Origin of the sequence: Vibrio ulleungensis, from assembly GCF_016900875.1 — a bacterium.
In the GTDB taxonomy this organism is placed as follows: Bacteria; Pseudomonadota; Gammaproteobacteria; order Enterobacterales; family Vibrionaceae; genus Vibrio; species Vibrio ulleungensis.
The window spans coordinates 65663-79730 of sequence record NZ_JAFEUM010000009.1; the positions used below are offsets into that span (position 1 = coordinate 65663).

The 14068-nt window shown below is 45.8% G+C and carries 13 protein-coding genes; 2 read left to right on the top strand and 11 right to left on the bottom strand.

Annotation, left to right across the window (positions count from 1 at the left end):
* The first annotated feature begins 125 nt into the window (after window positions 1-125).
* A complete protein-coding gene (locus tag JQC93_RS17795) occupies window positions 126-851 on the top strand; it encodes a DUF481 domain-containing protein (protein ID WP_205159719.1) in 726 nt (241 codons plus the stop codon).
* A 222-nt stretch (window positions 852-1073) separates the two neighbouring features.
* Here the strand turns inward: JQC93_RS17795 and rplI are convergent, their stop codons facing one another.
* The 5 genes from rplI to rnr form a co-directional block, all read right to left on the bottom strand.
* The gene (gene rplI / locus JQC93_RS17800; protein WP_205159720.1) at window positions 1074-1526 is read right to left on the bottom strand and encodes a 50S ribosomal protein L9; all 453 of its coding nucleotides are present in this window, start codon (window positions 1524-1526) and stop codon (window positions 1074-1076) included.
* Between the two features lie 30 nt (window positions 1527-1556).
* The gene (gene rpsR, locus JQC93_RS17805) at window positions 1557-1784 is read right to left on the bottom strand and encodes a 30S ribosomal protein S18 (RefSeq protein ID WP_000090472.1); all 228 of its coding nucleotides are present in this window, start codon (window positions 1782-1784) and stop codon (window positions 1557-1559) included.
* 35 nt (window positions 1785-1819) lie between these two features.
* Window positions 1820-2215: a 30S ribosomal protein S6 gene (rpsF, locus tag JQC93_RS17810; RefSeq protein ID WP_084885436.1), complete on the bottom strand. Its 396-nt coding sequence runs from the start codon at window positions 2213-2215 to the stop codon at window positions 1820-1822.
* 425 nt (window positions 2216-2640) lie between these two features.
* Window positions 2641-3378 (bottom strand): 23S rRNA (guanosine(2251)-2'-O)-methyltransferase RlmB, encoded by a 738-nt coding sequence (gene rlmB / locus JQC93_RS17815; RefSeq protein ID WP_205159721.1) that lies wholly within the window; start codon window positions 3376-3378, stop codon window positions 2641-2643.
* Between the two features lie 9 nt (window positions 3379-3387).
* A complete protein-coding gene (rnr, locus tag JQC93_RS17820) occupies window positions 3388-5841 on the bottom strand; it encodes a ribonuclease R (RefSeq protein ID WP_205159722.1) in 2454 nt (817 codons plus the stop codon).
* Between the two features lie 297 nt (window positions 5842-6138).
* Between rnr and JQC93_RS17825 the strand changes: the two genes are divergently transcribed.
* Window positions 6139-7764: a methyl-accepting chemotaxis protein gene (locus JQC93_RS17825; RefSeq protein WP_205159723.1), complete on the top strand. Its 1626-nt coding sequence runs from the start codon at window positions 6139-6141 to the stop codon at window positions 7762-7764.
* Between the two features lie 148 nt (window positions 7765-7912).
* Here the strand turns inward: JQC93_RS17825 and motX are convergent, their stop codons facing one another.
* The 6 genes from motX to hflX all read right to left on the bottom strand — a co-directional run bounded on the left by motX (window position 7913) and on the right by hflX (window position 14029).
* Complete coding sequence (gene motX / locus JQC93_RS17830) at window positions 7913-8548, bottom strand: flagellar protein MotX (protein WP_205159724.1); 636 nt, start codon at window positions 8546-8548, stop codon at window positions 7913-7915.
* A 203-nt stretch (window positions 8549-8751) separates the two neighbouring features.
* Window positions 8752-10068, bottom strand: coding sequence for an adenylosuccinate synthase (locus JQC93_RS17835; RefSeq protein ID WP_205159725.1), 1317 nt, complete (start codon window positions 10066-10068; stop codon window positions 8752-8754).
* Window positions 10069-10201: 133 nt separating this feature from the next.
* Window positions 10202-10387 carry a DUF2065 domain-containing protein gene (locus tag JQC93_RS17840; RefSeq protein WP_084885445.1) on the bottom strand — a complete coding sequence of 62 codons (186 nt, stop codon included), beginning with the start codon at window positions 10385-10387 and terminating at the stop codon, window positions 10202-10204.
* Window positions 10388-10496: 109 nt separating this feature from the next.
* Entirely contained in the window at window positions 10497-11477 is a 981-nt protein-coding gene (hflC, locus tag JQC93_RS17845; protein ID WP_205159726.1) for a protease modulator HflC, read from the bottom strand.
* A gap of 2 nt (window positions 11478-11479) precedes the next feature.
* The gene (gene hflK, locus JQC93_RS17850) at window positions 11480-12694 is read right to left on the bottom strand and encodes an FtsH protease activity modulator HflK (RefSeq protein WP_205159727.1); all 1215 of its coding nucleotides are present in this window, start codon (window positions 12692-12694) and stop codon (window positions 11480-11482) included.
* 42 nt (window positions 12695-12736) lie between these two features.
* The gene (hflX, locus tag JQC93_RS17855; protein WP_205159728.1) at window positions 12737-14029 is read right to left on the bottom strand and encodes a ribosome rescue GTPase HflX; all 1293 of its coding nucleotides are present in this window, start codon (window positions 14027-14029) and stop codon (window positions 12737-12739) included.
* Between the last annotated feature and the right edge of the window lie 39 nt (window positions 14030-14068).

Below are 14068 nucleotides of genomic sequence, written 5' to 3' on the forward strand. Positions count from 1 at the left end.
TCAAAAATTAACATGATGCTGACTCTTAAGGTTGATGAGCGATTACAATTCGCTGCAGTTTTCTACTCTATGAGGTGTCTGTGTCCAATAAATGGCTTATTTGCATAGGCTTGTGTAGCAGCACAATGTTATATGCGGACGAGCAGCTTGATATGGATATTGATGCTCCCCCTCCAGAAATCAGTCCATTTACTACTGAGGTCGAGTTTGGCTATCAGGCGCACTCTGGCAACTCCGATTCGCAATCGCTCAATGCTCGACTTAGCAGTGAGTATTTAACCGGTCGTTATCGTTTCAAAGGGGAGTGGACATATTATCAGCTCTATAAAGACGACAAAGAAGACAAACGCCAATCTAGCTATGACTTGCAAGCGGACTACAAGTTAAGTCAACGAACCTATTTCTATACCAGTTTTACCGGCTATGACTCGCGCTATAGCGCTTACTATAAAGACTATACGCTCTCTAGCGGTATCGGTTATCAGCTCACCAATACTGATAAATTTGGTCTTGAAGTCGAAGCGGGTCCTGGTTTTCGTTCTCAAGATCCTAACTTAGAAGAAATTGGCGATGATGACCTCGTCTTTCCAGAAACGGTTAACGAACCCATTTTTCGTGGCAATGCGTCAGTTCGATGGCAGGTAGTTAAATCACTTTCTTTGGATGGGAATGTCACCTTGGTGGCCGGTGAAAGTAACACCCGGATGGACACCCAATTTGGTCTAACAAACACCATTACTGATGACATCGCGTTAAAGCTGGTACACACTCGCCAAAAGCACAGCCGCGTCCCTGAAGGATTAGAAGACACCGATTCTGTCTTCTCTGCGAACTTATTGTTTATTTTCTAATAATACCAACCAAAGCAATTTCCTGACCATTCTTGATCGTTAATATCACTGATAAGGTCGTTAAAGATTTTGCAGGCATAGCAACTACCTACGGAAATCTTTGCCTTGTTTTCAGCAATTTTTCCGTCGCAATTTTCTGACCAGTTAATAACTTCGATTAGTATAAGCAAAAAAAAACACCCGCCGAAGCGAGTGTTTTTAAATGCTTTATCGAGTAACGAATTACTCAGCAGGAACTACGTTTAGGTTCACTGCAGCAAAAACTTCTGAATGAAGTTGGATGCTGATTTCGAATTCACCAGTGTTACGTAGAGCGCCTTCTGGAAGACGAACTTCGCTTTTCGCAACTTCAACGCCAGCTGCAGTAATTGCATCAGCGATGTCACGAGTACCGATAGAACCGAATAGTTTACCTTCGTCACCGGCTTTAGATTCGATAACAACAGCTTCTAGAGCGTTAACTTTCTCAGCACGAGCTTGAGCAGCAGTCAGTTGCTCAGCAACTTTAGCTTCTAGTTCAGCACGACGAGCTTCGAACATTTCAACGTTGCCTTTAGTCGCCATAACAGCTTTACCCTGAGGGATAAGGAAGTTACGAGCGTAGCCAGATTTAACGTTTACAGTATCGCCAAGACCACCTAGGTTACCGATTTTATCAAGTAGAATAACTTGCATTGTTTAATCCTCTTTAAATAAACCGACCGATTACTGATGCTTGTCAGTGTACGGTAGTAGTGCTAGGTAGCGAGAACGCTTGATAGCGCGCGCTAGTTGACGTTGGTATTTTGCACTTGTGCCAGTGATACGGCTAGGTACAATTTTTCCAGCTTCAGTGATGTAGTTTTTAAGAGTTGCTACGTCTTTGTAATCAATCTCTTGTACGCCTTCTGCAGTAAAACGGCAGAATTTGCGACGACGGAAGAAACGAGCCATGGGCTATCTCCTGATCTAATTGTTAGGACTAATGATTATTCAGCATCTGCAGCAGGAGCTGCTTCTGAACGATCTTGACGGTCTTGACGCGGAGCACGCTCTTGACGCTCTTCTTTCTGCTTAAGCATGATAGAAGGCTCAGTGATAGCTGCTTTAGTGCGCATGATCATGTTACGTAGAACTGCATCGTTGTAACGGAAAGCAGTCTCTAGCTCATCAATTGAAGCTTGCTCAGCTTCTACGTTTAGTAGAACGTAGTGTGCTTTGTGCAGCTTGTTGATTGGGTAAGCCAGTTGACGACGGCCCCAATCTTCTAGACGGTGGATAGTACCGCCAGCTTCAGTGATAGTGTTAGTGTAACGCTCGATCATGCCAGCAACTTGCTCGCTTTGATCAGGGTGCACCATGAATACGATTTCGTAATGACGCATGTTTGCTCCTTACGGATTAGTAGCTTCCAGATAGGCTCAGTCGTCCTGAGGAAGCAAGGAACTTAATGAATTGACTGAGTTTTAAGGACGGCAAATAGTACAGAAAGCGTGCGCTAAGATCAAGGAGAGAATAGGTTTAATCGAAGGTTATTTTTATCTCAGTGGTTTAATACCAACCAAAGCAATTACCTGATCATTCTTGCTCGTTAAAATCACTGATAACGGCGTTAAAGATTTTGTTGGTAGAACAACTACCTACGGCAATCTTTGCCTTGTTCTCAGCGATTTTTCCATCGCAATTTTCTGATCAGTTAATTACTTCGATTGGTATAAGCAACGCTTGTTATTTTTATATCACTGATAGTAAAAACAAAAATGGCGCACTCACTAAATGAATACGCCACCTTTTACACTTCAATAGACCACTAGCTTAGACGTTGACGTACCGCTTCAAACAAACAGACACCAGACGCTACCGACACGTTCAGGCTCGACACAGACCCGGCCATTGGAATCTTGATTAAATCGTCACAGGTTTCACGCGTTAAACGACGCATGCCATCACCTTCTGCTCCCATCACAATGGCTAACGGCCCGGTGAGTTTTGCTTGGTAAATATCATGAGTGGCTTCACCCGCAGTGCCGACAAACCATACACCTTGCTCTTGCAACGCACGCATGGTTCTCGCAAGGTTAGTCACTCGCACTAAAGGGACGGTCTCAGCAGCGCCACACGCGACTTTACTTACTGTCGGAGTCATTGGTGCAGATTTATCTTTAGGGACAATCACAGCCGCGACTCCGGCCGCATCAGCGTTACGCAGACATGCACCTAGGTTATGAGGGTCGGTGACACCATCAAGTACAAGCAGCAATGGAGACTCTTGACCAGCAAGCAAGTCATCAAGGTCATTCTCATTCAACGCTTTAACAGGGGTGACACGAGCAATCACACCTTGATGGTTGGCTCCTTTCGCTTTGTCATCAAGAGCTTTTCGGCCCATCTGCTGTATTGACACACCGATGGCTTGTAATTCGTTTATCAATGGCAGCAGACGGTCATCTTGTCGACCTTTGAGCACGTAGGCTTCTTTAAAGCGTAACGGATCACGTTCAAGTACTGCTTTGACTGCGTGAATGCCATATATAAATTCGTTGCTCATGTTACCTGCCTAATTTTTGGACGACGGATTATCCGCTTTTCGATTTGCGCGGCGCAGTTTAGCCTTTTTACGCGCATTTTTCACTTTACTATGACCTTCTTGTTGCATCTCTTGTCCATCAGGACGCTTGGTCGGCTCTACAAAAGGCTTACTACCCGATTGTTTGGCTTTAATTTGGCCCTTTTTCTTCGAGCGGGCTTTTTTATCAGCGTTTGCCGCGCGTTTTTTTGCAGTTTTGCCTTTGCCTCTCGGTTTTCGCTCACTGTCGACCATTTCAAAGTCTATTTGTTTGCTATCGAGGTGCACAGACAAGACTTTCACCTTCACGGCATCACCCAATCGATACACCATGCCGGAGCTTTCCCCAACTAGGCGCGCACCAATAGGATCGAATTGATAATAGTCGTTGGCTAATGTTGAAATGTGGACTAAACCATCAATGTGAAGATCGGTTAACCGAACAAAAAAGCCAAAGCCGGTCACGTTAGCGATCACCCCTTCAAGCTCTTCACCAACATGGTCTTGCATATACTCACACTTGAGCCAATCAGACACTTCACGAGTTGCATCGTCGGCACGACGTTCTGTCATGGAGCACTGCTCACCAAATCCGTCCATATCATCGAACGAATAATGATAGCCACCGGTTGGTGTCCAACGATCCGTAGCACGCCCTTCATGCTTAGCAATCAAGTACTTAATTGCACGGTGTAGCAACAGATCAGGGTAGCGTCGAATTGGCGATGTAAAGTGCGCGTATCGCTTGAGTGCTAAGCCAAAGTGTCCAACGTTATCAGGGTTGTACACCGCTTGCTTCATCGAGCGCAACAACATGGTTTGGATGAGTTCTTTGTCTGGACGCTCACCCACTTTGCGAATTAGCGTTGCATAATCGGTGGGAGACGGAGCTAAGCCACCTTCGATGGTGAGTCCCAGCTCACCTAAAAAGTCTTTGAATCCTTGCAGTTTCTCTTCACCTGGAGTTTCGTGAATTCGATACAAAGACGGCTCTTTGGCTTTTTCGACCAAGCTGGCGGATGCGATGTTGGCTAATATCATGCATTCTTCGATGATCTTGTGTGCATCGTTGCGTACTACTGGTTCAATGCGATCAATCTTACGTTCCGCATTAAAAATAAACTTCGCTTCAACCGTTTCAAACTCTATGGCTCCACGCTGATCACGTGCTTGTTTAAGCACCTGATACATATTGTGCAGTTCAATTAGATGCGGTACGACCGTTTGATAACGGTCTATGAGCTCGGCGTTGCCCTCTAAAATATCGTTCACCTTATTGTAGGTAAGACGAGCATGCGAGTTCATCACCGCTTCATAATGTTTGTAGCCTGAGAGTTTACCGGTAGCAGAAATGGTCATTTCACACACCATGCACAGTCGGTCAACTTGCGGGTTTAGGGAACAGAGACCGTTCGATAGCACTTCAGGAAGCATTGGGACAACTTGCGATGGAAAGTACACCGAGTTACCACGATGAATGGCTTCTTTGTCCAGTGCGGTATCAGGTCGAACATAATAACTGACGTCAGCAATGGCCACCCATAGTCGCCAGCCGCCGCTTTTTTTCTTTTCACAAAACACTGCGTCATCAAAGTCGCGCGCGTCTTCTCCGTCAATGGTCACTAGCGGTAAGTCACGTAAATCGACTCTGCCCACTTTGGCCTCTTCTGGAACCTCTTCGCCCAAGTTTGCGATCTGCTTGTTCACCTCTACAGGCCACTCGTGTGGGATCTGATGAGTGCGGATAGCAATTTTTGTTTCCATTCCAGGTGCCATATTTTCACCCAGTACTTCCACTACTTTGCCCATCATTCCGCGAGAACGGCTGCCTCTATCGGTAATTTCAACCACCACCACGTTGCCCATTCTGGCGCCAGACTTATGTTCTACAGGAATTAGGATGTCTTGGCTGATGCGAGAGTCATCTGGAACAACGTAGCTGTATCCATACTCTAAGAAAAAGCGCCCGACTATTTGGGTTTTTCGCTCTTCTAAAATTCGTACAAGCCGACCTTCTTTGCGACCTCGCTTACTGTTGTCTGTAGGTTGAACCAGAACGAAGTCACCGTGGATTACTGTGCGCATCTGATGATGTGGCAAGACGATGTCATCTTCTTTTTTACCACCTTCAGGTCGAACCCATCCGTGTCCATCTTTGTGACCAATAACATACCCTTTAATCATCTCCAGTTTATCTGGAAGTGCGTAACATTGGCGTCGAGTGAACACGAGTTGACCATCGCGCTCCATGGCACGAAGGCGTCGACGTAGGCCTTCATAATGGTCTTCGCCTGTCAGTTTTAGCGCATCAAAAAGATCGTTGCGGTTCATGGGGACACCCGCAGCCTCCAAATACGAAAGAATATACTCTCGGCTCGGAATTGGGTTTTCATAGTTCTGGGATTCACGCTCGGCGTGAGGGTCGAGATGGCTAGAGTCAGACATAGAAGGTCGCTCGCAAAATGTTGATATGCTTAGTATAACCAACCTAGGCACAAAATGATTGTCGATAGCGCAATTTCTTTGCTCTGTTGATACTGCACAACGCCTGTAGCATCACGTCGTTCTTCCTCAGCTGGTGATAATCGAGATGACGCTCAAACATTAGGCCATTAATACCCTATCCTTTGAACACATCCCTTAAAAATAGAACGCCATGTTATATAAATGGCATGAAAGTTGATTATTATTTAGTCACTCATTAAATCAATGAGCCTTTTGCCACACATCAAGGAAGAACGAATGAATCTAACCCTACAGAGAAAACTCTATCTCGTTTTAGCTGCGATGGCCGTTGCAGGACTCGCCATTATCGTCACGCTATTTTCTGAGATGACCAGCGTAATCTATAGCGAGCGCGAAGCTCTACTAAAAAGCGAAGTCGCGCAAGTGAGGCAAACCTATGACAATTTAGTTCGAGAGACGGCATCAGGTAAACTCACGGATGAGCAAGCAAAGGCTCAATTTATTGAATTAATAAACCAATCTCGATGGGGTGAGAATCTAGATGGTTACTTCTGGATACAAGACTCGACTCCGTCCATGATTGATCACCCACTTAAGCCGGCATTAAATGACCGTTTTCTTGGCGACATAACCGATCAAAATGGCCTGGCGTTGTTTATTGAAATGGCCAAAATAAAAAATGGGGCGTTAGAGTATTACTGGGCCAAACCTGATGATCCAGAAGGCTCATACCCAAAACTCTCTTATCTTGTCTATTTGGACAAATGGGACTGGATCGTGGGTACAGGTCTGTACATCGATGACATCAATGCACAAGTGCTCAGCACCGAGATCAAAGTTGGTGGCATTGTACTGCTGATTTTGTCCGTAGCGATGATTACCTTAAGCAAAGTATTTGGAGACACGATTAAACAGCTTGGTGGCGAACCTACCGACATCACACAACTGGCAGGAAATATTGCCCAAGGGCACTATCAAACGGACACACCCGACACAGCAAACCCAGAAACAATTGCAGGCAGTATCTATAGGATCAATAACAAGTTAACCTCAACGCTTAGCGATATACAACGTTCGTCAGTGGCTCTCACTGAGAACATCACCGCGCAGCAAGATGTTTACACCAAAATAAATACCAATAGCTCGAACATCACCCATCAACTCGACACCGTTGCAACAGCCACCAACGAAATGAGTGCGTCAATTGCTGAGATTACCGCAAATGCCACACAATCGAGCGACTTGATGAGCGAGATGAACGCAAGTGCAGAAACGGGCAAATCATCGGTCACTGACACCAGTCGAATCATAGATCAAATCGCGAATAAAGCAGAATCGATGAATATTGATATGAGTGACTTAGCCAGTGAAGCACATAATGTATCCGGCATCGTTGAGACAATTCAATCTATTGCTGAGCAAACCAACCTGTTGGCTCTAAATGCGGCAATTGAAGCGGCTCGAGCGGGCGAGCAAGGACGTGGATTTGCGGTGGTTGCCGATGAAGTTCGAACGCTTGCGACCCGATCTCAAGACTCAACCGACGAAATTCAGAGCATGCTCAACTCATTACTCAATAAAGTTGACGGCACCAAAGAGTCAATAGCAAGTACACTCGATATGGCAAAAACAGCAACGGGGATCTCACAAGACGCGGTCGAAAAGATTCAAAACATTACGGATGTAGTGTCTACGGTTTCCGACCTCAACTTTCAGGTTGCAACGGCTGTAGAGCAGCAGTCTTCAGTGAGTAATGAAATCAGTCAGTCCATTGTGTCGATTAAGGACTCCGCGGATGAAAACAGCCAGCAAGTTGCCATTATGAAGGCTCAAACAATCGAACTGGAGCAGTCAAACGCGACGCTCAACCTCGCTATCCAAAAGCTTTCAAAATCAAGTTAAGCTGCTAAAAAGCCGACTCTCGACAGCGCACCGTTGAGGCTCGGCGACTTATCACCGTGAAAAGAGCGTCATTGCACCATGGTCTTTCTTATATTGACCCGATCAATTATCCAATAAAAAAGTCCTTCTTTATGAAGGACTTTATTGATTACCAAAATGTTTCTCGCCGCTTGGCTCTGGCCACTATATTTTGCGGCATTCTTTGCTCAAGACCTTCGCGTAGCATCGCAATCCTACGGTGAGTTTGCTTATCGGCTGTTACAGAATTATAGAGCCAACGGTACGCATCTTCATAATCTAATGGGCTACCATAATCGTGCAGTAGCAGTTCGGCCAACTGGATCCGAGCGCGTAAGTTCCCCATTGAGGCGGCTTCACGTAAATACGGAATCGCACGCTCTTTATCTTGCTGGACTAATGTCCCTCGAGAATAGTAGCGTCCTAACTGCTCTAGTGCTGTAGGCAAACCTTGATGTGCGGCATTTTCCATATAGTAAATACCGAGCTCAACGTCCTGCGGAACACATACTCCCCAAGCAAGCATGTCACCATACAAAAACTCGTACGATGGCAGACTGATCCGCGTAGCGCGTGCCACAATATCTTCAACCAACTGGCAACCGTCGGCTTTCACTTGCTCTAAATGTTTACCCTGCTCTATCCAATCTATCAGTTCCGCTTCACTGTATATGGGGACAGGCTCCCCCACAGCTGCAATATTCGCATGACTTAGAGATGAGCTTATCGCCAATAATACACTTGCGGTGATCGCTTTTAATTTCATTACGCACCTTGTTTACTGACTGTTCTTATTTAGCGGCAATCTTTGTCCTAGCTTTAGCAATTTTTACACTTTGATGGGCGATAGAGGCAAATACTTGCCACACAAGGATCCTAGAGGATCCTTTGTTCCACATTGTAACTCAACAGACGGGCACAAAAAAACCGGCCTAAGCCGGTTTTTAGCATCAAGAGACCATCGCTTGATTACACTTCAAATGGGTGTACTTTAATGATGGTTTCTAGGCGATCTGGGCCGGTTGAGATAATGTCAACAGGTACGCCTGTAAGCTCTTCTATGCGCTTAACGTAGTTCAATGCTGCTTGAGGTAGCTCATCCAGTGATTTCGCACCGAATGTTTTTTCAGGCCAACCAGGCATTGTTTCGTAGATAGGAGTCGCTTGCTCAAAAGCTTCAGCAGCCATTGGCGAAACTTCAAGAACTGAACCATCGGCCATTTTGTAGCCGGTACAAATCTTAAGCTCTTCAAGACCATCAAGAACATCTAGTTTGGTTAAGCAAAAGCCAGTCACTGAGTTAATTTGGATTGCGCGACGCATAGCGACAGCATCAAACCAACCCGTACGGCGTAAACGACCCGTTGTCGCACCAAACTCATGACCAACATCACCCAGATGCTTACCTACTGGATCTTGTTTATCTAGACCATCGTATAGCTCTGTTGGGAATGGACCCGAGCCAACGCGCGTACAGTACGCTTTCGCAATACCAAGGATGTAACCTAGGTGTGCTGGACCAAAGCCAGAGCCTGCAGCAACACCACCAGCGGTAGTGTTTGAAGAGGTTACGTACGGGTAAGTACCGTGATCAATGTCTAGAAGCGTACCTTGAGCACCTTCAAACATGATTTTGTCACCACGCTTGCGAGCCGCGTCGAGCTCGTCGGTTACATCGATAACCATTGAGGTCAATAGATCGGCGTAGCCCATTGCTTGCTCAAGCACTTCTTCGTAGCTAACAGTATCGGTTTTATAGTAGTTTTCTAGCTGGAAGTTATGGTACTCCATAACTTCTTTAAGCTTCACTGCGAAGGCTTCTTTATCGAAAAGATCACCTACACGTAGACCACGACGAGATACTTTATCTTCGTACGCAGGACCGATACCACGACCTGTAGTACCGATAGCTTTTTTACCACGTGCAAGTTCACGAGCTTGATCGAGAGCAACGTGGTAAGGCAATATCAGCGGACATGCTTCTGAGATAAATAGACGTTCGCGAACAGGAATGCCACGCTCTTCAAGAGGCTTCATCTCTTTAAGCAGTGCATCTGGTGACAATACAACACCATTACCAATAACACATTTTGTGTTGTTGCGAAGAATACCTGAAGGAATAAGATGGAGAACGGTTTTCTCACCGTCAATGACAAGAGTATGCCCAGCGTTATGTCCGCCTTGGTAGCGAACCACATATTTTGCATCTTCTGTTAAAAGGTCTACGATTTTACCTTTACCTTCGTCACCCCATTGGGTGCCAAGAACGACTACGTTATTTCCCATTTTTCCAATCTGAATAGTGGTTAAAAAAGGATTCTAGCACCGAAAAAGTGACTTTGCAGTCATTTTTTAGTCATTTAATACTAAAATGCTTGAGTAAATGTTTAAAACCGAGATCGGTTTGCTGAATAGAAATTCAGCCAAACATAAGGATCATCACGGCTCCCGCCACAAATAGGCACCCACCAATTCGTCTTAACTGGTTATCGTCTTGGCTGGCAAGTTGGGCAACCATGTTTCTCCACCCCTTTGGATGGATGAAGGGACCCGCTCCTTCGACGATTAAAACTATTCCAAATGCGATCCAAATTGATTCTGACATGACTTCCCTCTTCTTGAACCAAACGGCCCATTTGAGCTAACTAGCAATTAAATGGCCCTATAAACAAATAAGGACTCCCTAGGGAGTCCTTATTGACGATCAACGGAGACTATTTAGCGCCGCTAGCATCGTTCATGTACTTAAAGAAGTCACTGTTTGGATCAAGGACAAGAATGTCACTTTTCTCTGCAAATGATTTCTCGTAGGCACTGAGTGAACGAAGGAAGCTGTAGAATTCAGGATCTTTGCTGTAAGCCGTCGAATAGATGGAAGCCGCTTCTGCGTCTGCATCACCTCGCGTTACACGAGCCGTTCTGTCCGCTTCTGCCAATACAGTCGCTACTTCTAGCTCCGCTTGTGCACGAATTACTTCCGCTTTCTCACGACCTTGTGAACGGTGCTTTCGAGCCACCGATTCACGCTCTGCACGCATACGTTGATAAATCGATTCACTGATTTCATCAGGAAGGTTGATTTTCTTCATTCGGAAGTCAACTACGTACACACCCAAGTCTTTCATAGCACTTTCGCGAGTATCTTTCAGTACTTCTTCCATGATCTTGTCGCGTTCACCGTCAATTTCAGCTGCTTGTTTAGCCGCCTCTGTAACGGTTTCATCGAGCTCAATATCGTCTGGCAATACGTCTTTGTTACGAGGGCCCGAAACAATTTGTTTAATGTCGCGAGAACCAATCTCTGAACGAAGTACGTCAGTCACTTTACGCTCTAGTAGAGCCTGAGCCGTCAGTGCATTACCACCACCTGTCGCTAGGTAGTATTGACCGAAATCTTCGATACGCCACTTCACGTAAGAATCGATGATAACGTCTTTTTTCTCAGAGGTTACGAAACGGTCTGACTGACCATCCATAGTTTGAATACGTGCGTCTAAACGCTTCACTGTATCAAACAACGGCATCTTAAAGTGAATGCCTGGCTCGTAGATTCTTGAGGCCTCAGTGTTATCCACTTTAAGCACTCGACCGAATCGGATCACAATACCGCGCTCACCTTCTGGAACGACAAACAGAGACATCAATGCAATGATCACTAGGATTACAATGCTTGGGACAAATAATTTACGAAGCATAATTAGAATCTCCCTTGACGAGTAGACGTGGAGCTTGAGCTAGACGTACTAGTGCTGCTTGAGCTTGTCGAAGAAGAATCCAGTTCGATTTGATCATAGCTAGAATCTGAACGGGTAGCGCGTTTTGATTGCGTAGCCGACCCTTGTTCGGCAATCTTATCGATTGGCAAATACAGTAGGTTACCGCTAGATTCCGAATCAATCAGCACTTTAGAAGTGTTGGTGTACACCTCTTCCATTGTGTCTAGGTACAGACGATTACGAGTCACTTCTGGAGCCGCTTGGTATTCAGGTAACAGTTTCTCGAACTGTGCAACCTGACCATACGCTTCATTTGTTACACGTTCGCTGTAACCCAAAGCTTCTTTCTTGAGACGTTCAGCACGACCTGTTGCCTTAGGCAAGATTTCGTTCTTGTACGCTTCTGCCTCTCGAATGTAACGCTCTTCATCTTCTCGCGCCGCGATAGCGTCATCGAAAGAGTCTTTAACTTGCTCTGGCGGTCGTGAAGACTGGAAGTTTACATCGACTACAATCAAGCCCATATCGTACACATCGATAATTCGGTTCAGCTCTTCTTGAGTACTTTGACGAATCTGTTGACGACCGCTAGTTAGAATACTGTCCATTAAAGAGTCACCAATAACGGCACGTAGCGCCGAATCGGTCGCTTGACGTAAGCTATCATCAGCATTGGTTACGCGATATAGGTATTTGTATGGATCAGCCACTCGGTATTGCACACCCATTGCAACTGTAACGACGTTCTCGTCTTTAGTTAGCATGGTGCCAGAAGCTTGCAATGCACGAATCGCTTGTACGTTAACCGTTTGAACTTCATCAATGAAAGTAGGTGCCCAGTTAAGACCAGGATCTACTATCGAATGAAATTTACCTAGGCGCAAAACTACACCGCGCTCCGCTTCGCCTACTGTATAGATACCTGAGGCACCCCATACACCGACCGCGATTGCTGCGATAAGTCCTATTCCAATAAAGCCGCCATTGCCAGAAGATGCACCGCCACCACTGCCGCCTTTTTTGCCTAGTCCACCGAGCTTTTGGCTCAGCTTACTGAATACTTCATCCAAGTCCGGTGGTCCTTGATTCTTTCCACCGGAGTTGCGGTTGCCGCGATCGTTATTTCCCCAAGGGTCATTATCGCGGCCATTATTACCGTTGTTACCGTTGTTATTTCCAGGCTCATTCCACGCCATCAGAAAACTCCATTATTGAGTTTGACGATATAATGTAACAGTCTAATCGATCACTATAAAGTCACCGAACGCTGCTCCTTCTCTTTTTGTCAGTCTAGCCCAATCGGCTTGCTGCATACGTACGTCGATGCGCAGGTTACCTTGCTCGTCATACGCTTCTTGTTGCACACACTTCATTTGAATAAACAAACTGCGATATTTACCTTGATGACTCGGTGGTATGCATAAGCTCTGGCTAACCATTTCGCTCGCTAGACGTTGAGTCAACGCGTCGAACAATAGGTCTATTCCTTCGCCTTCCATCGCCGATACCCAAACTCGGGTCGGCACACCTTCATCATTAAACTCGATACGCGGTTTTTGGTCTTCCATGCTATCGATTTTATTCATCACCAACAAAGTCGGAACTTCATGGGCGTCAATCTCTAGCAAAACCTCGTCGACTGCCGCGATATTCTCACGAAACCTGTCGTCACTGGCATCCACAACATGTAACAAAATGTCAGCTTCTTGCGTTTCTTGCAAGGTTGCCTTAAATGCGGCAACCAAATCGTGCGGTAGGTGTCGGATAAATCCAACCGTGTCCGCCAAAATGGCCGGGCCCACATCGTCCAACTCAATTTTTCGAAGTGTTGGGTCCAAGGTCGCAAACAATTGGTCTGCGGCATAAACCCCTGCTTCGGTAATACGGTTGAACAGTGTTGATTTCCCCGCATTGGTATAACCTACCAAAGAAACCGTAGGAATTTCAGCTCGGTTACGAGCTCGTCTTCCCTGCTCACGTTGCTTGGCTACTCTTTCTAACCTACGCAAAATGGCCTTAATTCGATCACGCAACAAACGTCTATCGGTTTCAAGCTGAGTTTCGCCCGGCCCTCTCAGACCGATCCCGCCTTTTTGTCTTTCAAGGTGGGTCCAACCACGTATCAGTCTTGTAGATATATGGCGTAATTGAGCTAATTCAACCTGTAATTTACCTTCGTGAGTTCGAGCGCGCTGTGCAAAGATGTCTAAAATCAGACCGGTACGGTCCAAAACTCGACATTGCATCAGTTGTTCTAGGTTTCGTTCTTGTGCCGGTGACAACGCGTGATTGAAGATAACAATATCCGCTTCGTGTAAGCGAACCGCCTCTGCGATCTCCTGCGCTTTACCTTCTCCGACATAATATTTAACTTGCGGTGCTTGGCGACTGCCAGTCACCACTTGCAATGAATTTACCCCAGCAGAAGAGACGAGCATTTGGAACTCATTTAAGTCTTCCCACTCACCTTCTTGGGTAAAATTGATGTGAACAAGAATCGCTTGTTCACCGGATTCATAACGGTCAAACAAGCGATGTGTTCCTTTTTAATACAACTAGATTGTTCAAGG